Source organism: Bradyrhizobium sp. JHI2711 (genome assembly GCF_056156565.1).
The window spans coordinates 15251-36261 of record NZ_JBPZPT010000003.1 but is presented as its reverse complement, the minus strand read 5'-3'; the positions used below and the strand labels follow the sequence as shown (position 1 = coordinate 36261).

General features: G+C 59.7%; 15 protein-coding genes and 3 pseudogenes. 15 read left to right on the top strand and 3 right to left on the bottom strand.

Features of this window, described 5'->3' with window-relative positions; all coding sequences use genetic code 11:
* Positions 1-71: 71 nt before the first annotated feature.
* From trbB to ACTEK7_RS22390, 11 genes are all read left to right on the top strand, one after another.
* On the top strand, positions 72-986 hold the full coding sequence (gene trbB, locus ACTEK7_RS22440) for a P-type conjugative transfer ATPase TrbB (RefSeq protein WP_225128792.1): 915 nt from the start codon (positions 72-74) through the stop codon (positions 984-986).
* Position 987: 1 nt separating this feature from the next.
* Positions 988-1311 (top strand): TrbC/VirB2 family type IV secretion system protein, encoded by a 324-nt coding sequence (locus ACTEK7_RS22435; RefSeq protein ID WP_225128615.1) that lies wholly within the window; start codon positions 988-990, stop codon positions 1309-1311.
* Positions 1311-1574, top strand: coding sequence for a VirB3 family type IV secretion system protein (locus ACTEK7_RS22430; protein WP_225128614.1), 264 nt, complete (start codon positions 1311-1313; stop codon positions 1572-1574). Before ACTEK7_RS22435 ends, ACTEK7_RS22430 begins: the two co-directional genes overlap by 1 nt.
* Before the next feature lie 10 nt (positions 1575-1584).
* Positions 1585-4026, top strand: a complete 2442-nt coding sequence (trbE, locus tag ACTEK7_RS22425; RefSeq protein ID WP_225128613.1) for a conjugal transfer protein TrbE — start codon at positions 1585-1587, stop codon at positions 4024-4026.
* Positions 4023-4754 carry a P-type conjugative transfer protein TrbJ gene (trbJ, locus tag ACTEK7_RS22420; RefSeq protein ID WP_225128611.1) on the top strand — a complete coding sequence of 244 codons (732 nt, stop codon included), beginning with the start codon at positions 4023-4025 and terminating at the stop codon, positions 4752-4754. Before trbE ends, trbJ begins: the two co-directional genes overlap by 4 nt.
* Entirely contained in the window at positions 4754-5125 is a 372-nt protein-coding gene (trbK-alt, locus tag ACTEK7_RS22415) for a putative entry exclusion protein TrbK-alt (protein ID WP_225128609.1), read from the top strand. The genes trbJ and trbK-alt overlap by 1 nt, the downstream gene beginning before the upstream one ends.
* On the top strand, positions 5122-6348 hold the full coding sequence (gene trbL / locus ACTEK7_RS22410) for a P-type conjugative transfer protein TrbL (protein ID WP_225128607.1): 1227 nt from the start codon (positions 5122-5124) through the stop codon (positions 6346-6348). The genes trbK-alt and trbL overlap by 4 nt, the downstream gene beginning before the upstream one ends.
* A gap of 92 nt (positions 6349-6440) precedes the next feature.
* Positions 6441-7124 carry a conjugal transfer protein TrbF gene (gene trbF, locus ACTEK7_RS22405; protein ID WP_225128605.1) on the top strand — a complete coding sequence of 228 codons (684 nt, stop codon included), beginning with the start codon at positions 6441-6443 and terminating at the stop codon, positions 7122-7124.
* Entirely contained in the window at positions 7121-8152 is a 1032-nt protein-coding gene (trbG, locus tag ACTEK7_RS22400) for a P-type conjugative transfer protein TrbG (protein ID WP_225128604.1), read from the top strand. The genes trbF and trbG overlap by 4 nt, the downstream gene beginning before the upstream one ends.
* A complete protein-coding gene (locus tag ACTEK7_RS22395; protein ID WP_225128603.1) occupies positions 8149-9360 on the top strand; it encodes a TraB/TrbI/VirB10 family type IV secretion system protein in 1212 nt (403 codons plus the stop codon). Before trbG ends, ACTEK7_RS22395 begins: the two co-directional genes overlap by 4 nt.
* A 4-nt stretch (positions 9361-9364) precedes the next feature.
* Positions 9365-9607 (top strand): DUF2274 domain-containing protein, encoded by a 243-nt coding sequence (locus ACTEK7_RS22390; protein WP_128931751.1) that lies wholly within the window; start codon positions 9365-9367, stop codon positions 9605-9607.
* Positions 9608-9769: 162 nt separating this feature from the next.
* Here the strand turns inward: ACTEK7_RS22390 and ACTEK7_RS22385 are convergent, their stop codons facing one another.
* Both ACTEK7_RS22385 and ACTEK7_RS22380 read right to left on the bottom strand, forming a co-directional pair.
* Entirely contained in the window at positions 9770-10678 is a 909-nt protein-coding gene (locus tag ACTEK7_RS22385) for a TauD/TfdA dioxygenase family protein (RefSeq protein ID WP_225128602.1), read from the bottom strand.
* 502 nt (positions 10679-11180) lie between these two features.
* A complete protein-coding gene (locus tag ACTEK7_RS22380) occupies positions 11181-11810 on the bottom strand; it encodes an FMN-binding negative transcriptional regulator (protein ID WP_225128601.1) in 630 nt (209 codons plus the stop codon).
* A gap of 200 nt (positions 11811-12010) precedes the next feature.
* Here ACTEK7_RS22380 and ACTEK7_RS22375 point away from each other — a divergent pair.
* The 3 genes and pseudogenes from ACTEK7_RS22375 to ACTEK7_RS22365 form a co-directional block, all read left to right on the top strand.
* Positions 12011-12268: pseudogene (locus tag ACTEK7_RS22375) on the top strand (transposase); the annotation flags it as partial.
* A gap of 3230 nt (positions 12269-15498) precedes the next feature.
* Positions 15499-15714, top strand: coding sequence for a cold-shock protein (locus ACTEK7_RS22370; protein WP_225128600.1), 216 nt, complete (start codon positions 15499-15501; stop codon positions 15712-15714).
* Positions 15715-18016: 2302 nt separating this feature from the next.
* Positions 18017-18800 (top strand): annotated as a pseudogene (locus tag ACTEK7_RS22365) (efflux RND transporter permease subunit).
* Positions 18801-19214: 414 nt separating this feature from the next.
* Here ACTEK7_RS22365 and ACTEK7_RS22360 read toward each other — a convergent pair.
* A pseudogene (locus ACTEK7_RS22360) lies at positions 19215-19501 on the bottom strand (IS3 family transposase); the annotation flags it as partial.
* Between the two features lie 708 nt (positions 19502-20209).
* Between ACTEK7_RS22360 and ACTEK7_RS22355 the strand changes: the two are divergent.
* Positions 20210-20422: a transposase gene (locus tag ACTEK7_RS22355; RefSeq protein WP_463671666.1), complete on the top strand. Its 213-nt coding sequence runs from the start codon at positions 20210-20212 to the stop codon at positions 20420-20422.
* Positions 20423-21011: the final 589 nt, after the last annotated feature.

Below are 21011 nucleotides of genomic sequence, written 5' to 3'. Positions count from 1 at the left end.
CTCTCATTCGGTGGGGGCGAACAGTGGCAATCCATTCCATTCAATCCGAAGCGAGCTCACGCGGTGCGCGAATGCTGCGTAGCGCGCTTGGCTCCGCGATTGCCGGCTACCTCGAAGACGAAGCGATCGTCGAGGTGATGCTCAACCCAGATGGGCGGCTGTGGATCGATCGGTTGTCGGATGGTCTGATCGACACAGGCGAAACTCTGTCCGCGGCGGATGGCGAACGCATTGTTCGCCTGGTAGCGCATCACGTGGGTGCCGAGGTGCATGCCGGTTCGCCACGGGTCTCGGCCGAATTGCCAGGGACCGGCGAGCGCTTCGAAGGTCTCTTGCCTCCGGTCGTTGCAGCACCGGCCTTTGCTATCCGCAAGCCCGCCGTCGCCGTGTTTACGCTTGACGACTACGTCGCCAGGGGGATCATGACCTCGGAGCAGGCCAAGATCCTGAGAGGCGCGGTCGACGCAAGGAAGAACATCCTCGTCGCCGGTGGGACATCGACCGGCAAGACAACGCTGACGAATGCCCTCTTGGCCGAGGTAGCAAAGAGCGCCGATCGGGTCGTTCTGATCGAAGACACGCGCGAACTCCAATGCAAAGCGCCCAATCTCGTGGCGCTGCGGACCAAAGATGGCGTGGCTACGCTATCCGATCTCGTTCGGTCCTCGCTGCGACTGCGTCCTGATCGTATTCCGGTTGGCGAGGTCCGCGGTGCGGAAGCACTCGATCTGCTCAAGGCCTGGGGCACCGGTCATCCCGGTGGCATCGGCACTATTCATGCGGGCACCGCGCTCGGCGCACTGCGGCGGCTCGAGCAGCTCATCCAGGAAGCCGTCATCACGGTTCCGCGGGCCCTGATCGCCGAGACCATCAACGTTATCGCCGTGCTGGCGGGGCGCGGCGCCGGCCGTCGCCTCGCCGAGCTTGCCCTCGTCACCGGGCTAGGGGCCGCCGGCGACTACGACCTTTCATCAGCAGGAGACTGACATGCGTCAGCAATTTCGCTTTCTTCGAGGTGCATCGTTGGCCGCCTTCGGCACGGTGGTCTTGGCAGTTCAGCCAGCATGGGCGGCTGGCTCGAACATGCCCTGGGAGCAGCCACTCAACCAGATCTTGCAGTCGGTCGAGGGACCGGTCGCCAAGATCATCGCCGTCATCATCATCGTGGTGACCGGTCTCACGCTCGCGTTTGGGGACTCGTCGGGTGGTTTCCGCAGGTTGATTCAGATCGTGTTCGGTCTGTCGATCGCGTTTGCCGCCTCGAGCTTCTTCCTTTCGTTCTTCTCCTTCGGCGGCGGCGTGGTTATCTGATGGATGAACCCCTCACAGGCTTTGCCGTGCCCGTTCACCGCGCGCTCACTGAGCCAATCCTGATGGGCGGCGCGCCGCGATCAGTTGCAATCGTGAACGGCACGCTTGCGGCAGCCCTTGGGCTCGGACTTCGGCTGTGGATCGCGGGACTTGTCCTCTGGTTCATCGGCCACATGGCCGCCGTCTGGGCCGCCAAGCGCGACCCCGCATTCGTCGATGTGGTGCGCCGACATCTGCGCATTCCCAGTCATCTCAATCTTTGAGTTATCGGTCATGTTGAACCTTGCCGAATATCGTCATTCCAGCGCGCGCCTCGCCGACTTCCTGCCCTGGGCAGCCCTCGTCGACGAGGGAATCATCCTGAACAAGGACGGCTCGTTCCAACGGACAGCAAAGTTCCGGGGGCCTGACCTCGACAGCGCGGTGCCGGCTGAGCTTGTAGCCGTCGCCAGCCGTCTGAACAACGCCGTGCGTCGCCTGGGATCGGGCTGCGCCGTGTTCGTTGAGGCGCAGCGTCACTTTGCGGGGGCGTACCCGCCTAACGTCTTTCCCGACATCGCGTCAGCGCTGGTCGATGCGGAACGAAGGGCTCAGTTCGAAGAGGCGAGTGCCCACTACGAGTCCAGCTACTTCTTGACCTTCCTCTATCTGCCACCCGAGGAGGGAGCCGCCAGGGCAGAGCGCCTGCTCTATGAGGGACGCGATCGGACTGTGGGAGCAGACGCCCGCGAGGTGCTCCGCGGATTTATCGACCAAACCAACCGTGTGCTGCAGCTCGTTGAAGGATTTATGCCGGAATGCGCGTGGCTCGATGATCAGGACACGCTGACCTACCTGCACTCGACGATCTCGACCAAGCGTCACCGCGTTCGCGTGCCTGAAATTCCGATGTACATCGACGCGCTGTTGTCCGACCAGCCGCTGACCGGCGGGCTAGAGCCGATGTTGGGCTCAGCCAATATTCGGGTCTTGACGATTGTCGGCTTTCCGGGTGCGACGACCCCGGGTATCCTGGACGATCTGAATCGTCTGGCATTCTCGTATCGTTGGTCGACGCGCGCAATCATGCTCGACAAGACCGACGCCACCAAACTGCTGACCAAGATTCGGCGGCAGTGGTTTGCCAAACGAAAGTCGATTGGCGCCATTCTCAAGGAGGTCATGACGAACGAGGCGTCGACGCTGCTCGATACCGACGCCCACAACAAGGCGCTTGATGCCGACGCAGCGTTGCAGGAACTGGGGTCGGATCAGATCGGACAAGCCTTTGTTACGGCGACCATCACTGTCTGGGACCGCGATCCCAACACTGCCGATGAAAAGCTGAGGCTGGTCGAGAAGGTCATACAGGGCCGTGATTTCACCTGCATAATCGAGACCGTGAACGCCGTCGAAGCCTGGCTCGGCAGTCTGCCCGGGCACGTCTACGCCAATGTGCGGCAGCCTCCGATTTCGACCCTCAACCTCGCCCATATGATTCCGATGTCGGCTGTTTGGGCCGGCGAGGCGAGGGATCTGCACTTCAAGGGTCCGCCGCTTCTGTTCGGCAAGACCGAGGGATCGACGCCCTTCCGGTTCTCGCTCCACGTCGGCGATGTCGGCCATACGCTAGTAGTGGGACCGACTGGAGCCGGCAAGTCGGTCCTGCTGGCCCTGATGGCGCTACAGTTCCGTCGTTACCCGAATTCGCAGGTCTTTGCCTTCGATTTCGGCGGTTCGATCCGGGCGGCCGCGATCGCCATGGGTGGCGACTGGCATGATCTCGGCGGTGCATTGTCTGACGGGGACGAAAACCCAGTCGCGCTGCAACCTTTGGCCTGGATCGATGATCCTTCCGAGCGAGGGTGGGCGACGGAATGGATCGGCGCGATCCTGGCACGGGAAAAGATCGAGATCACCCCTGAGGTCAAGGATCATCTGTGGTCGGCGCTAACATCTCTCGCTTCGGCGCCGAGGGAGGAACGCACCCTCACGGGCCTGTCAGTCCTTCTTCAATTGAACTCCCTGAAGCGCGCCCTGCAACCATACTGCCTGGGCGGAGCTTCCGGGCGCTTGCTCGATGCCGAATTCGAAGATCTCGGCGAGGCGTCGGTCCAGGCGTTTGAGACCGAAGGCTTGATCGGAACGAGTGCTGCGCCGACCGTGCTGGCGTATCTCTTCCATCGCATCGGGGACCGCCTCGACGGTCGGCCTACACTACTTATTGTCGATGAAGGCTGGCTTGCCCTCGATGACGAAGATTTTGCCGGCCAGCTCCGGGAATGGCTGAAGACGCTTCGCAAGAAGAATGCGTCCGTTATCTTTGCCACCCAATCGCTTTCGGATATTGACGGGTCCGCAATCGCGCCGGCGATCATCGAAAGCTGCCCAACGCGGCTGTTGCTGCCGAACGAGCGGGCGATCGAGCCGCAAATCACAGCGATCTATCGCCGCTTTGGCCTCAATGACCGCCAGATCGAGCTTCTGAGCCGCGCTACGCCCAAGCGCGACTACTACTGCCAATCTCGCCGCGGCAACCGGATGTTCGAACTTGGCCTTGGCGAGGTCGCTCTGGCCTTTACCGCAGCCTCTTCCAAGACAGACCAGGCAGCCATCTCGCAACTCCTCGCCGAACATGGACCTGACGGCTTCGTGCCGGCCTGGCTACAGCACCGTGGCGTCGCCTGGGCCCTCGACCTGATCCCCAACCTCGTCAATCTGGAGAAATCGCTATGAGGCGTCTTGGCCTATTGGCGGCCGCTGGCATGGTCGCGCTGATGCTCGACCTCAGGGTGCCCGCGCGGGCGCAGTGGATCGTCTTCGATCCCAACAACTACGTCCAGAGCGTCCTGACTGCCGCCCGTGAGCTGCAGCAGATCAACAACCAGATCACCTCGTTGCAGAACGAGGCGCAGATGCTGATCAATCAGGCAAAGAATCTGGCAAACCTGCCGTATTCATCCCTGCGCCAACTGCAATCCTCGATCCAGCGGACCCAGCAATTGCTGGCCCAGGCCCAGCGGATCGCCTACGACGTCGATCAGATCGATCGCGCGTTCTCGACCAGCTACGCGCCAGCGACCAGCAGCCAATCGAACCAGTTACTGATCTCCAATGCTCAATCGCGTTGGCAGAATTCCTATGCCGCAACGCAAGACGCGCTTCGCGTCCAGGCCGGCATCGTTGGCAATCTCGACACCAACCGTGTCCAGACCTCCGCGCTCGTCATGTCTAGCCAGGGCGCAAGCGGCGCTCTGCAGGCAACACAAGCTGGTAACCAGATTCTCGCGCTTAACGCGCAGCAGCTCGCCGACCTCACCGCTGTCGTGACGGCGCAGGGCAGGGCGCAAAGCCTTGAAGCAGCGCAACGCGCCTCGGCCCAGGACCAGGGCCGCGAGCAGCTTCGACGGTTTCTTACGCCAGGGCAGGGTTATCAATCATCCAGCGTGCAGATGTTCCACTGATGACGGACATTCGGGCATTCAAGGCGTTGTCGCTGCTGACGACAATCGGCGTTTTGGTGGTCACAGCCTGCACGATTCAGCTTCGCGGTAGTGACGAGTCGCCCGCGCTGCCGAAGACGGAGCGGACGACAGATGGAGCCAACCCTGATCTCGCACGCTGCCGCAGCGTCACTGCTGAGGAAACAGCAGGTTATCGGCATTGCCAGCAGATTTGGGCCGAAAACCGGCGCCGCTTCTTGGGCAGGAAGAACGTTCCCGCAGATCCTGGCCAAGACGATTCCACCGCAGGCTTGGCGTCCGCCCGAAAGGATCAGAGCCGGATCCCGCAAGGTTATCCGGGACCGGCGATGCCTGAGGCGAGCAAGCCATGACTGGTACGGGGATCATTGACCAGTTCCTTGAAACGTTCACGCGATATATTGACAACGGTTTTGGGCTGCTCGGCAGCGATGTCGGATATCTCGCAACGACCCTTGCTGCGATCGACATCACGCTCGCCGCGTTGTTCTGGAGTTGGGGGCCGGACGAAGACATTATCGCGCGCCTCGTCAAGAAAACGCTCTTCGTAGGCGTCTTTGCCTACCTGATCGGCAACTGGAACAGCTTGGCGCGCACCGTCTTCGAGAGTTTCGCCGGTCTTGGACTGAAAGCATCGGGCGCAAGCCTCTCCGCGGCAGATTTCCTGCGACCGGGAAAGATCGCCCAAGTCGGCCTCGATGCCGGTCGACCATTGCTTGATTCGATCTCCAACCTGATGGGCTACATCAGCTTCTTCGAGAATTTCGTCCAGATCGTCGTTCTCCTATTCGCCTGGATTGTGGTGCTGCTCGCCTTCTTCATTCTGGCGATCCAGCTCTTTGTCACCCTGATCGAATTCAAGCTCACGACGCTGGCCGGCTTCGTGCTCATTCCCTTTGGCTTGTTTGGCAAGACTGCCTTCGCGGCGGAGCGCGTTCTGGGCAACGTCATATCTTCCGGCATCAAGATCCTGGTCCTGGCCGTCATCGTCGGCATCGGCTCCACCCTGTTCTCGCAGTTCACCGCAGGTTTCGGCGGTGCACAGCCGACCATCGAAGACGCGATGACACTGGTGCTCGCGGCGCTTTCCTTGCTGGGCCTCGGCATCTTCGGTCCGGGTATCGCAAACGGCCTAGTGTCGGGCGGACCTCAACTTGGCGCCGGCGCCGCGATTGGAACAGGCCTTGCTGCTGGCGGCATTGTTGCAGCTGGCGCGGGACTTGCCGCTGGCGGTGCCGGTCTCGCTGGCGGTGCGGTTGCAGGCGCCGCGCGCGGTGGCGGCGCTGTCATAAGCGGAGCAACAGCCGCCTATCGAAGCGGCGGCCTTGCCGGCGTCGCGGAGGCTGGCGCTTCGGCTGCGTGGAGTCCATTGCGCCGGGCAGCGGCTACCTTCGGAGGTAGCCAAGCGGGCGACCAGGGCGCGAGCGCTCCGGCCGACGGGCAGCCTGATTGGGCTCGCCGCATGAAGCGTGCTCAGATCATTCAGCACGGTGCCTCGGCTGCTGGCCACGCCGTCCGCTCGGGCGATCATGGTGGCAGCGGCTCTTCCGTCGATTTGTCCGAAGGAGAACGCTGAGACGCACCACTACACCTCCGCCGCACAGCAGCGCCTCAAATCCTTCTATCGCACACTTGAAACCGATCACTCGATATCAGGGGCACCCATCGATGTTCAAACGACCAACAGTTCACTACGGGCGCATGCCCGAGCCGATTACGCCTTATCAAAAGGCCGCTCAGGTTTGGGACGAACGCATTGGATCAGCGCGCGTGCAAGCTAAGAACTGGCGCCTGATGGCGTTCGGCTGTTTGATGTTGTCTGCCGGTCTCGCTGGCAGCCTTGTCTGGCAATCGAGCCAAGGCTCGATCACGCCCTGGGTAGTTGAGGTCGATCATCTCGGTCAAGCCCAAAGGGTTGCGCCGGCCAACATCGACTATCAACCTACTGACGCTCAGATAGCCTACCATCTGGCGCGCTTCATCGAGGACGTCAGAGGTTTGCCGGCAGACAGTATCGTTCTGCGCCAGAATTGGCTCCGGGCCTATGATTTTACGACGGATCGTGGCGCGGCTGCACTGAACGACTATGCGCGCAACAATGACCCCTTTGCCAAGCTGGGCAAGGCACAAATCTCAGTGGACGTCTCAAGCGTCATTCGCGCGTCTTCGGAGAGCTTTCGAGTCGCCTGGACCCAGCGCATCTACGACAACGGCTCGTTGAGCGCGACTGAGCGTTGGACCGCAATTCTCTCGATCGTGATCGAGACACCCCGCGATGCCGAACGCCTGCGCAAGAACCCCCTTGGCGTCTACGTCCGCGCCATCAACTGGTCAAAGGAGTTGAGCCAGTGACCAAGATGCCGTTTGACGTTCATTCGAAACGTTCCCTCCAGCAAAGCAGGCTCGGCTCGGCTTGGCCCGAGTTCGTGAGCTCGAAGCGTGCATTTTTATCCGCTTTCCTGCTTTGTTCGTCCGCGCTCGGAGGCTGCGCGACCTACATTCCGCCGGAGATCAGCTATGACGCTGATGTTCCTCCGCTGCCGGCGGCGCCAGTGGCTCTCGACGACAGATCGCGACCGCTTCACGTTCCACCTCTCTGGAAGCCTGCTCTCGGCGGCAAGTTAGGCGCGAAAGAAGACGCTGAGCCGGTGAGCCGCGTAGAGACGGCAAACAGCGCAGCCCGGGTCGAACCGCGCAAGCGGGGCTATTTCAACGCAGCGCAAATCTACGCCTACAGTCCCGGGGCGCTCTATCAGATTTACGCCGCACCGGGGCAGATCACGGATATCGCGCTCGAGGAGGGAGAGCAGTTGACGGGATCAGGACCGATCGCGGCCGGAGATACCGTACGCTGGGTCGTGGGCGATACCGAAAGCGGGAGCGGCGACACACGGCGGGTCCATATCCTGGTCAAGCCGACCCGAGCTTCGATTGAGACCAACTTGGTGGTCAATACGGACCGGCGCACCTACTTGATTGAGCTCCGCTCCCGCGAACGGCCATACATGCCGTCTGTTGCTTGGTACTATCCAGAAACTGCACGGGAACGATCGCGTTCGGTCGCGCAGCCTGTTCTTCCGGACCCGGCGCAGCGCACCTTCCGCTATGCCATCGAAGGGGACAGTCCTCCCTGGCGGCCGCTCGCCGCATATGACGATGGCCGCAAGGTCTATGTCGAATTCCCGGCGGGGATCGTGCAGGGCGAGATGCCTCCGCTCTTCGTCATCGGTCCAGACGGCAAGACTGAACTCGTCAACTACCGCGCTTACGGCAACGTATTGATCGTCGATCGGCTGTTTGCTGCCGCCGAACTGCGGCTTGGCGGCGAGCACCAGCAGAAGGTCCGTATTGTCAGGACCGATGGGAGACCGTCGTCATGAACACTCGGAATATGAACGATCAGGAGCAAGCGGCTCCGCCTGAGACACAAGAGGATCAGTCCAGGGGCTTCCGCTTGAGAGCGGAGCACCCGCGCGTGACACGGTTGTCACGGAAAGTACTGGCGGGAGGGAGCGCGGTCGCCCTGCTTGTCATCGGTGGAGCCGTGCTGTGGTCGCTGCAGAAGAATCGCCCTCGAGACCAGGCGGCCGATGAGCTTTACAGTACCGACCATCACAATGTCGCTGACGGTATTACGGCGCTGCCGAAGGACTACACTGGCATTCCGCGCCAGCCAATCCCGCAACTGGGTCCGCCCCTTCCCGGGGACCTCGGTCGGCCGATCCTTGCGGCCCAAGGCCAGTTGCCGACGATCGGCGCTGATCCAGAACAGCAGCGCCGGGATCAAGAGACCGAAGCAGCCCGCATCAGCCATCTATTCGCTTCGGCGAATGGACGAGAAGTGCGTCCGCCCGCCGCTGCGGCGGTTGGAAACGAGCGCGTCGTGCCTGCGAGCGCGACGAGCACCGGCGACGACGGAAATGCGCAAAACGGTCAGGACCGCAAGCTTGCCTTCGTGAACGCTTCTGTGGACCGTCGCACGGTAAGCCCTGATCGCGTCACCAAGCCGGCTTCACCGTATATCGTGCAGGCTGGGACGGTTATTCCGGGAGCCCTGATCACCGGAATCCGGTCGGACCTGCCGGGCCAGATCACGGCGCAGGTGACCGAGAATGTCTATGACACGCCGACCGGCCGCTCTCTGCTTGTGCCTCAGGGAGCGCGTCTGATCGGCATCTACGATAGCCAGGTCACTTTCGGCCAGTCCCGTGTCCTGCTCGTCTGGACCCGGCTGATTATGCCGAACGGACGTTCCATCGTTCTCGAGCGGCAGCCTGGCGCTGACGCTGCCGGGTATGCAGGCCTCGAAGACCAGGTCGACAATCACTGGGGTGAGCTGTTCAAGGCTGCGGCACTATCGACGTTTCTGGCGGTCGGGACCGAACTTGGGGCCGGCTCGGACACCAACAGCAACGACAGCGCGATCATCCAGGCATTGCGGCACGGCGCCTCAGACTCACTGAATCAGACCGGACAGCAGGTCGTTCGCCGCAGCCTCAACATCCAGCCCACTCTGGCTGTACGACCTGGCTTCCCGGTTCGTGTTCTTGTCAATCGTGACCTCATACTTACGCCCTATAGAGGGTGACAACATGCCAAAACTCAAAATTGGAGAGCTTCCAGACGACAAGCCGGTCAAAGTGAGTACCGAGCTGCCTGCGGCCGTGCATCGTGATCTCATTGCATATGCGGAAGCGCTTACGCGTCAGGGTGGCCAAGTGGTCGATCCGACTAAGCTCATCGCTCCCATGTTAGCGCGCTTTATGGCCACGGATCGAGGATTTTCTAAACTGAAACGTGAAGGCCACGTACCGGCCGCTGGCGAAGGACAGTGATGCTCAAGGTTTCCGAAACTGTTGGTCGATGCTAATTCTAGGCGCTGCCGAGCTGGCGCCAAGAGCCGAGATATCTTGTCGGAAAGGTGTGTTCGCGCCGGATACAACTCCGATTATCAGGTTTTCTCGGTTTTCAGACGCGAGGCGCTGGGCCAACTGCAGTTATTCGGTCGCCTTGAAGCGCGTTACACTGCTCCGGCCATCGACGCTGACAGGCACGTCACCCTCGACCGTGGCCCGCCGTACGACGCGATGCTGGTCCCCGTAATCGTTTACCGCGTAATGCTGCGTTGCGCGGTTATCCCATATTGCAATATCGCCCTCTAGCCAGTTCCAGCGCACAGTGTTTTCGGGCGCGGTGATGTGAGATTGGAACAGATCGAACAACTTTTGTCCGTCGTATTTGCCGACCCCAACAAAGTGCTTCACCAAGGCGCCGAGCACTAGCGTCCGCTCGCCTGTCTCGGGGTGGACGCGTACAGCGGGATGCTCGGTCTCAAAAGCCGTTCTGGTGAACACCTCGTCAAAGTGCTTCTTGTCGACCTCGCGGACACGCGCGATCCCGGCGTAATCGAAAACGTTACTGTGAACGGCCCATAGGCCGTCGGCAAGGCGTTGTAGAGGCGGCGGCAGATCAAGATAAGCGGCAGCTGTGTTCGACCACACGGTGTCGCCTCCGAACCTTGGCATTACAACGGCCCGCAGGACCAAAATCTTGGGATAGGCGTCGGCGAAGGTCCCATCCGTATGCCAAACGTCTGCGCGACCGCCGCCGCGAGTGGAGTCCAGTTCGAGGAGCGACGCCATCCCCTTGGTGGCACCAAGCATCGGATGCGGCACTAACTTTCCGAGACGAGCGGCAAAGCGCTCCTGCTCGGCGTCATTGAGATGTCCTTGATTACGGAAGAAGATCACCTTGTGCTTGAGCAATAAGCTGTTGATCGCAGCGATCGCGTGATCCGGTAAATCGCCTGATAGCTTGATATTTTTGATTTCGGCGCCGATGCGCGCTGCTCGTTTCACCACATCGGTGCTCGGAATGACGCCACCGATCAAAGCCGTTGTGCTCATGTTGCTTTTGTAAGCCCTTGCAGTTTCTCTCTCTCGCCTCTCGGAGCGAATGATCTTCAGCAAGCATCGTGCCAGGCGAAAGACGACCATGTACCGCCAATGGGCACTGAACGAATCGTGGTATTCGGCGCGAGTCATCGAACTGAGCCGATGGTTGGACCGAGTGACGAAAAAACTCGATCACCGACCTCCCCCTTCTAATGTCGAACCGTGAAAGCCGAAGCGGACAGCAGGAGGCGCCAACCTAGGCGGCGCTGGCAAGCCACAAGGCCGAATGGACTTTCGATATTCGCGCTGTACTGGACCTGACACGAGATTGTGCCTCTGTCAGAATACAGACAAGTGTCTACAGCGCGGTAAGCCCGAGCTGACTGTTCGGTTAATAAATGTCGCGAGGTAATTGTATGCCCGGGTTAATCTCTACTAATGCCGCTGGAGCGTGTGAGAGCTGCAGATGTAATGTCCATCGGCGCTGTTGGCCACGGTCATGCACATTATCGTCTCAGTCCTGAGCCAGGATAAGAGCTGCAACTTCCAGGTCCTGTGCCAGTTTGCTCGCCGCTAGGCCGGTGGCGACACCAACGCGATCGGGCGCAGGGCGGTTCTGGCTCATCTTGCGCTTGCCTTCGACCATGGTGATCGGGATGCGCACGCCGGCGATTTCACGCAACTGGACGGCAATGAAATCCGCGGGCGCATCGCTGACGGCCCAGGGCGTCGCACGTGACGTCTCATGGATATTCGTCAGACGCGTCACGATCTCAAGCAGGCGTTTAGGATCCTCGAAGAACTCAATCGGTCCATGGGCGTGGACCGCGATGTAATTCCATGTAGGCACCACGTGTTCAGTTTGACGCTTGCTTGGATACCAGGATGGTGTCACATAAGCCTCTGCGCCACTAAAGATCGCCAGAGCTTCTCCAATCGGGGCCGTGCGCCATTGCGGATTGCCCTTCGCCAGGTGCCCGTACAGCGCGCCGTGTTTGCCTTCGCTCTCATCGAGGAAGAGCGGAAGAGGCGTCGCAAGTGGCCCATCTGATGTCGCCGTGATCAGGTTGGCCAATCGGGCGCAGCGGATTGTCGCTTGAATGCTCTTGAGGTCGTCATCTCGAAAGTGGGATGGTATGTACATAGAGGGTCTCCGTTGGCTGTCGTCCAGATAAAACCCAAGTCAAGAAGCTAGAAAACCGGCAGTTTCGGTAGCTCCCGTAGAGGTGCTCCGCTTCCTCTTTTGACGTGAAGTTTTCGGATTTGTCCGGGACGTGACCCGCCACTAAGTATTTGTTCCAGAAGGCGAAGGAGTTAGAGTCCAGCCCGAAGAGGGACGGACAGATGAGGCGAGCAAGGTTCAGGAAGAGCAGATTATCGCGGTATTAAAGGAGGATGAGGCTTGGGCGAAACGGCTGACCTGGCTCGCAGGCATGGGATCTCCGAAGCGACGATCTACAATTGAAAGGCTAAATTCGGCGGCATGGATGTCTCTGAGACCAAGCGCCTGAGGCGCTGGGAGAGGAGAGCGCGAAGCTGAAGAAGCTTCTGGCCGAGCAGATGCTCGACGCGGCCGCCCTTCGCGAGCTGCTTTCAAAAAAGCGATAGGGGCCGTCCACGCCGGGGATCTGCCGCGTGCCGATCTCCGCGCCTGCGTCCACCAGCCGACGTTAGCTCCTTGCGCAATGCAGGAAGCTTCCCCCCGGTCCGGCAGCGCGACAACGAAGTAAGCGCGCGACGCGAGGGAGAGCCCTGGTTTAAGTGAAATATATAGCCAGCCCCGGTTTCACCAACGCTACGGCGTGCACCGGTTCCGACTCCATACATGTGAATCGAAAGTTAGGGGCATGAGGGAAGGCCCTCCGGGCTGGCTGGCGGACCCTCGACCCCGAGCCTGAGCACAAGGCCGTGCATGTCCCCACGGTTCGTCCCAAGAGCAAACTGCAGATTCTTGCTAACGATCGGCTAAGATCCTCGCCGGGTTAGCGCGCGATGTGCTAGGTCAAGCCGCAGCGCCCATCGTGCGGAACGTCGCGGCACAGGCCCCAGGAGCTGTCTTGAGGCCGCGACTGCGGTCTTCTCGCCCGGCCTTCTGAGAAGTGTTCGCTTTGTAACACGGCTGACCGCCCCCGAGAGGGGCGTGGTATTCTGCCGAATGCCAGACCGATCTCCCGCCGAATTATTCGCACCGCTCGCTTGAACTGCTCGGCCGGCACCAGGCCGCCCTAACCGGCAATCCGAAAGCGAAGCGCGAGCTCGGGCAGATGGCCCGCGAGTACAAACAGATGGCGGACTGGCACGACCACAACCCCCAGCATCGAGAGTAAGGCCGCCTCGGCCTGTCCTGATTCACGGCTGGGGCCGGATTAACCGCCTTCGTCCAGTGTTAGTACACGTATGGATCGAAATGATCCTGTATCGGCAATTGGCGGTACAGCGGTCTGCGCGGCGATCGTCGCCATCTTCGAGATCAAGGTGGCAATGGATCGTAGGCGCTTCAAAAGTAGCGCCGCCTCATGGCGCAGCTATCGTTTACGAACTTGTGGCGAAGGGATTGGATTGTTGATGCGCCCTGGCCGATAGCCCCCGCCGTGCCAGAGCACAACGGCCCCGGCTGTCGCCGATTGGCTGGGGCCGCTTTTATGCGGGCGAGGCGCACTTGGGGCTTGCAATGCGGGGGGGCGCAAATGACAAGCGCGGGCCACGCTTTCGGTAAGCGCCTTCACGCCGACCTTGCCGCACAGCATCAATCCCCTTTGAGATTCGCTCTGGAGGCCAACAAGGATCGCCTGATGGCAACATAGCTATGTCCTTAGGTGCAGCGGTTCGGGAGTGGCCCGACGGGGCGCTATGCCACTTTGATCCGATCGAAAGGGATGAGGTGGCAGTTTGAACAGCATTCCCGCGTTCGGCTCAGTGCGGCAGGACTTCCATGTTCTTCACCTCACTACGACGTGCCTTCGCAGGCAGGGAATCGCTGAAGTCAACTGGAGTGATGCAAATATTCCTGCCTCATTGCCTGGATCGTAGCGCAACTGTATCGCAACATTTCTCGTTCGGCTGCCGGTCCGACGGACTTTGAGACGATAGCCGTAGCCATCCAGCGTACTGGCTCTGACTCACTTCAGATGAAGTTCGACGGACGTCTGGCACTTTGATTGGAGAGGATCTCACAGTTCTGCTTCAGAAAGTCGGTTTGAAGCTCAGGAGCCGCGGTGATTGCGCAAACGCGCCCGCAAGGACCTACCAAGAATGGCCGGTCGCACTGTCGCGGGAAGTTGGTTATACTGTCGCTCTCAACGGAGGGGGATCCGTGTCCTACAGCATTAGGTGTCATCGAACGGGGTTTAGCCGGAGGCATTTTTCAGTTCAAAGTTTGAGCGCAAGAGAAGCCCTGTGTAAGGCGGAGTGTCTTGAGAGATCGGGAGTAGACATAGACTATATTGATACTCCCTCAGGCGGACGTGTCGACCTCCGCACGTTCCGGAAGCTGGCTGAGACGGAGGGCGGCTTCGAACAAGAACTTCCCAGCCAATGATGATGATCATACCTACGCTTTCAGGAAAATACTCAAACATTTGAGCTCGCACCTACGAAGCCCTGTCACTTCAAAGCTGGCGCCTTCACGTTTCAATGCGTCGCGTTTCGGCCTGGAATCTCCCAGGCCCTTCGGATACCTGGGCCGGCCAATTTGCGTTGTCTCGAATACGCGCATCGTTGCCCTCGCTAGCATCCATCAACTTCGCGCAGATTCCACCATGCACAAGAACTAACAAGACGAGCGGCTGCCATGAACGATGGACATTGATTTGGTTCACTCTCAAGAACGCGGCTTCTCAAGCGACTTCAGTATTGCGAGCTGCCTCGGACTGCCACCGAAGCAGTGTCCCCTGCCGTTTAGATTGTTTCAGTCGAGAAGATGCTGCGCATTTCCGGCAGCGTTCAAAAGACCGTTCACAGTCTTCAAGCCGAGCCCGTCTTACAGCAGGATGCATGATCCGGCGAAGCAGCCTAGTCTGCACAGTAGGCGACCGCTGTTGAGCCACGAGCCTACGACAGCTTTCCGGGCCGGCAGCCTCAAAGCCGAGACCTTACTCGCCATAGCGAAGGACGTGCAGATTGCCGACAGACGCGCACGTGGGGTACGGCGTGGTTTTGGTCCGGCGCAAACTATCCATGCTTGCTTGGCCTGCCGGTCCAGCTTCGCGAGCTGTCCTAGACATGCACTACTTCCGGCGCTTGACCTTGCGCGGCACTTAGCTAGCCAAGGCGCCACGCTGACCTAAAGAGTGTTCGCCGTCGGGGCCTGTGAAACAGGCAGTGTGATTTTGCTTTGGGAGGAGTTCCTGGTTCATAGTAGCCAGCGGGAGCGAAGATGAAACAGAAATCCGGACCGAGAAAAGCACCGGCAGAACAAGTTGTAAAAAGACATTAGGCGACAGACCCGCCGGCATTATTCGGCGGAAGAGAGGATCCGCATGATGCTGTGCGCGGCAAGGAGAACATCTCGAGATCTGCCGCCCAGAAGGCATCGCTGCCTCGATGTGTTACAGTTGGTTCAAGGAGTTGTCTGACGACGGACGTCAGCTCTCAAACGAATGTCGACAACTTGACCCTGCAGCCCGCTACGAAGTCCCTGCTGAACCTCCAATTCTCAATTCGGCACGGCCCTTGCTTGGTTAGAGGTACCATCACGTATTGCTCCAGATACGGCGATGTTAGGGGCGGGCTCGGCGTCGCGAGCGTCTGGTCCGCCCCGCCGATTTGCTGTGGCTTGCGACTTCGGCGCCTAAGCGGCCATGCCATAGCCTCGAACACACGTTAGATCAGAGATGCAGACTGGAACAGTAGTCTCCTACAGTGTTGAGAAGGGCTGGGGCTTCATCAGACCCGACAGCTGCGACGGCATGGATTTGTTCGTTCACATTTCGGACCTTTGCGACTGCACAGGGGCTGATCTGGTGCCGGGGACGCGCGTGTCTTTCGATCGTCGCTTCAACAAACGCCGCTCAAAGTACAGAGCCGCCGAGGTCAGACTAATCAATTGAGATGCCGTATTTTCTGAAGCACGGGTTGCTTATCATTTGATATCGGAACGGCGATGCAGGAGCGCTTCCCTTGCAGGGCGCATTAAAATTTACGGTCGATCTTCTGAAGAATCTTGCCAACTCCAAGAGTCCTTTTGGCGTAGTGACGTGCCACCTGGATGTCGTGCGCAAACCTGGTCAAAATCGTTCAATGAAGCATCGAAGATGTTGGACCAGTTTAGAACGACGGCGTCATCTGACGGCAGCGTTTTGGCACGGACCTCGTACAAATGCGATCGTCCCCAAACAGCCGAAACTGGACGGCCGCGCCGACGGAAAGACTATCATACACGGATTCGGCGACGCCCGCGGTGACGCTCAGCGTATTGCGGTCGACGATCTTGACGAGATCCTAGCCACGCCGCGTGTATTGGCCATCGGTATATTCCAGGCATGCCAACAACGCCGGCGTTGAGCGTAGCGAAGATCAGACACGAACAGGCTCGGCACGATTTGCCGGTCGAGATGGACGATGCGCGCTTTCACTTGCTCGCTCTCGACATTAAGCTCGGCCAGCCGCTGATCGAGTTCTCGGATCGAGTTAATTACCTCGAGGCCGAACTTGCGTCAGCCCGCGACGGAGTCTTCATCGGGAGCCCTACAATGATGCTCCTTCGCTGGTCGAAGTGCGCAGCACCTCCAGCGCTTTGATGTCACCGTGATTGTTTCAGATCTCGCAGGAGAGCCAGATCTCGGCTGCGCGATTGGGAGTACTGGACGCGTTATCTTCACCGGCGGCCCGATCGCACAATTCCGTCGGTTTCTTACGCGCTACGGGCTCTGATGCTGCTGCCCTCACGACTCTTTGCGGCTTTCCACGGCCTTTGTCGCCGTACTTGACGCCGATTTCGTTTTGCAGACGCCGCTTTCAGAATCGGGCTCCGCCTTACCGTCGTTCCGTTGCTCAATCCGACAAAATGGTATTGGCGCGCTCTTCTGGGAGTGGCTGCCATAGTGTCTTAGCGCCATGTGGTTCGCCGACGCTTGTGCCACTCGACTGGACTGCGGACGCGCTTCCCCATGCGGACTTAATCGAGCGAACGTTGGCACTGTTTAACGAGCCGAGCGTTGGTCGAGTTGAGGATTCGCATGCTCGAAGCTGTACTGTGCCGTCCTCGTCCATTGCGACTCGAATCAACCCGGACCTAACGCTTTATCGTGGAGGAATACGGTGAACTGTTGCGGTACTCGAGCGCGGGTTCCTATCGACGAACAGATACTCTTCAGATCGTCCCACAGCTATTTGGGGGATCAAGCGGGCTGGAGGACAGGCGCAGTCTGCCCCTGCCATAACTTGCGCGATCGACGATGCTTGTCAAAGTAGAGATCCAAGACAGCGCGTCGGCCAAGTCGACAGCGTCCTTCATCAAAAGCCCCGTGAAGGTGACGTTGCCCTGGCATGCGGCCTGCCCGGTCACAACACCGATCACAGTCCATCCGAACCCATCGCGTCAGATCGCGTAGCGAGCTAATCTGGGTGAGAGCTCGATCGCGTTTCACCACTGTGCTCATAGCCGACGCGGCGCTATGGGATGCTTTGCCACTCAGATAAGTCTCGCGGGATACCCATCTTTGTAGGATCTCCAGCCCACGGCCAATGACATCTCCCGTTCGCTAACCCTTCTGCTGCGATGACTGGCGAGATATACTGGCCTAAAACCTGACCATCAAACAGGAGAGCGCATCCTCCCGGCACGATAATGATCTCGGCTAGACCGGCGTATGTTTCATACCTCCATTTCATAGCTAACTACCGGGTTAACCCCTTTGATATTGACGGCAACGCAGGTGCGACTCGGCGCCTTCACTCAAGAGAACTCGACGCTGTCCCTGCCGCGCCCACGCTGCCGGTGAAGTTAGCCCGACGTGACTCGGCGCTTGTGCTGGTCCGAAAAAGCGCTGTCCCTACCACGCCCCACTAACTTCAGTGGCCAACCTTGCCATAACAACGCTAACCACCCTCGCCTTCGCGGGAGTGTCTGAAGCTCCCACGGGCTGCGGAATTGTAGCGCCAAGAGCGATCATGGGACGCCTACCAGGATTGGTGGCTGGCCGACGGCGTAAAGGCGCACTATCGGTGTGGTAATGGCCGCACGAGATGGGCACATGTACATACACGATTGCCCGCGCCAAGCTTGGGCAACTACGGGCGCTCACCTCAGCCACGTAGAAACGGGCCCCGAGCATATCTGGCGAGGATGCAGACAAGCCGGCACTACACCGTGGTGATACGGGGCGCGGCGTGTGCGATGCGACGAGCCGCATGCAGGTTGACGACGTGCTCAAGCTTTACGTCAGCAACAATGCGGGCGCTACGGTGTCCTTGTCAGAACTCGTCACACCGGTCATGGAAACCAGTCCCCTCCAGTTCGTGCGCTCCAACGGCTACCCGGCCATGCGTATTGCCGGCAAGGGCTGCACCCGGGATAGCCGGCGACGCGATGATGGAAATGGAAAGACTAGCCTCAAACTGCCCCCAGGTTTCACAGTCGAGTGGATTGGACAGTCTCTGCACGAAAGCAATCTGCCTCGCAGGCGCCAATCCTGCTTGCTCTCTCCATGTTGGTCGTCTTTCTGGTGCTGGCTGCGCTTTACGGGAGCTGGTCAATTCCGTTCTCGGTGACGCTTGTCGTGTCGCTTGGAATAATCGGTTCCGTTCTCGCGGCCCATCTGCGCGGGCTCGAAAAAGACGTCTTCTTCACCATCGGCTTTACTACTATCATAGGTTTTTCGGCCAAGAACTCGATCCTGATCGTCGAATTCGCCAAGAACCTTCGCAGTCAGGGCGTGGGCTTACGAACGCCGTCGTCGGAGCAGCCAGGCTTCGATTGCGTCCGATCCAAATGACCTCACTGGCCTTTCCACTCGGTGTGGTCCCATTGATGCTTGCCCGCGGCGCTAGCGCCGAAACCCAGCGCGCCATCGGGACCGGGGTATTCGGTGGCATGATTTCAGCAACGCTCCTCGCTGTGTTCTTTGTGCCCGTCTTCCACGTCTTCGTCACGGAACATTTCGGTGCACGCAAAGACTGGGCCTCCATGCAATAAGCGAAGGGTGACCTCGACTCTGGAAGAGATCTCAGGGTCGATTCAAGGTGATCGACACGGTGCGGGAGAAGTTCAGTTGTCGGACTACGAGGCGATCACGCACCCCCAGGCGATACTTGTTCTGCCGTCGCTTCGCCCGGTTTGGACTTGTGGTTCATCTTCGCTTCTGATGGCTACGATGAACCACAAATCTCCTCGTAGAGAACTTGGGCAACTCGTCCGAGCAGATGGCCGGCGGACGTCATCCGCCGCCGGCTATCCTACGCTGCCCGGGGCCTGGGGGCTGGGCAGCGGTCGACTTAGTGCTCGTAAGCCTGCCGATCGCCGATTCGTAACCCGCCAACTATTCCGGCAAGCTCCGAACCCGAGAAATCGGTGGTCTTACGCGTTCACCAAGCGCCTGAGCTTTCCGGTTTAATGGACACGGGGTTCAGCTAAACCCGTCTTGCGCCCGAACTCAACCGGGTTGACATAGGCGTGGTCGAGTCCATGCGGGTATTGTTGCAAAATCTTTCAGTTTAGCTGAACCCATCGGCGCGTGCCTCGTCTCTAGTTCTGTAGATCTTTCCTGCCGTCCGTTCGGTCTTGAGAAGAGAAGAAGCTCTCCGTGGCCGCATCGTCCCACGCTTCCCGGAACGGCTCATGCTGCAAACGATGCCATGGTCGGCCATCAGGCGCTAGAACTGCTCGCTCGTGTGCTGGCGCACCAGTCGGGTGCTTCGTGATGATGGATGATACCTGGGCGACAACCCTACTTTCACGCCGCCACCAAATATCTCGCTGGTTGCCGACGCATTCCTCGGGATCGCGACAGCAAATGACGCCGCATGGCCGGCGCTACGGGCGACCTCATCAGTTCGAGAGGTCGCCGGGCCCAAAGATATCGATTTGGCCCTGCTTAGACTACGCATCCTCACGATCCGCAAACAGCATTGGGAAAACGGCCTTAAACTGGCTCCAAGGCTGCAAGCCAATTTGAACCCAGCACCAGTTCCCCGAGGTTCGGTGGACATCAATGCCAATCACCCGTCGCATTCGCACCTCCTGCCAGACACGAGCCGAGAACTTAGGGCTGGTCGCCTCCGACTCGCCCGGTTGCGCCGAGAGCGCGCGCCCGCAGCTCTCGTCGGGTCATTTGGAACCGAGAGTTTTTAGGCGCGAGCAGCCTTTTCGGAGTTTGTGCTGAAGCCGATGCCGCGCCCTCAGCTAGCGCGTGTAGCAGGGACAGCGTCGGGTTCTCACTCACTCGAGGCGCCGAGGCACGTCCGCGCTGCTCCGGAAGCTACATGCGTGCATCGACAGCTAGGAGTCCAAGCCGAGGCACCGGAAGCACGGTGCGGGCAGCCCGATACACACGACACATGCAGGCCGCATTGATATCACGCGGACTGCGCTGCAGGATCAGCCGGTTGAACAGCCCGCAGAAGCTGGTGAGCGATTTCGGGCTCAACACGCGGGTGCGGCTGTCGGGACTGGGAGCTGCCCCTCACGGCCGCATCAGCAAGATCGGCCGCAGTTATGCGCGCGCCATGCTGGTCGAGCCGGTCTTGGCTGCGACCAAGGCGCCCGGTCCACTGCATGCGTTTGGTACTGCCGGTTCCGGCCGTGGCGGGCGATCCTAGCGATAGGCTATCGCACGCAGGTTCACTCCAGGGCCGCACGCCCATCCCACAGGTTGTCCGTCACGGTCTGGGTGAGTCCTAGTGGCTCCAAAATTTCGTTGGCATAGGATCAGCTCGGCTATGCCAACGTATAGCTTTCGAAGGAATTCCTCCGCCGGCATTGTTGAGGAGGACACGATCATTGGGAGAGCCGAGGCGACGCTATCGGAGGCCATACAGTTGATCACACTTCTGTTCAGATGAGTTTTGTCATCCTGATTGGGACTGTACTGCGCACTCCAGAACACGAACGCGGAGATCGCAGGCCAAGCTTGGCAATGCGCTCGGCACGGAACAGGCTCGCCGAGGCTGGCGGACAGTTCTTCTCTAGAACCGCATGAATTCAGGGCTAAGAGGTTAACTTGAAGGCGGCTCTCCGCTCTCCTCGCTGGACCAGACGGGAAGATGAACTGTTGCGCGAGCTTGTTGATGCAGGCGCGCCTGTGGAATCCATTTGCGAAACGCTCCACAGGTCCGAGCCGGAACTTCGGAGGCGTGGCTACTACATTGGCCTACCAAGGAAATGGTTTAAGCGAAGAGTCGCCCTCTG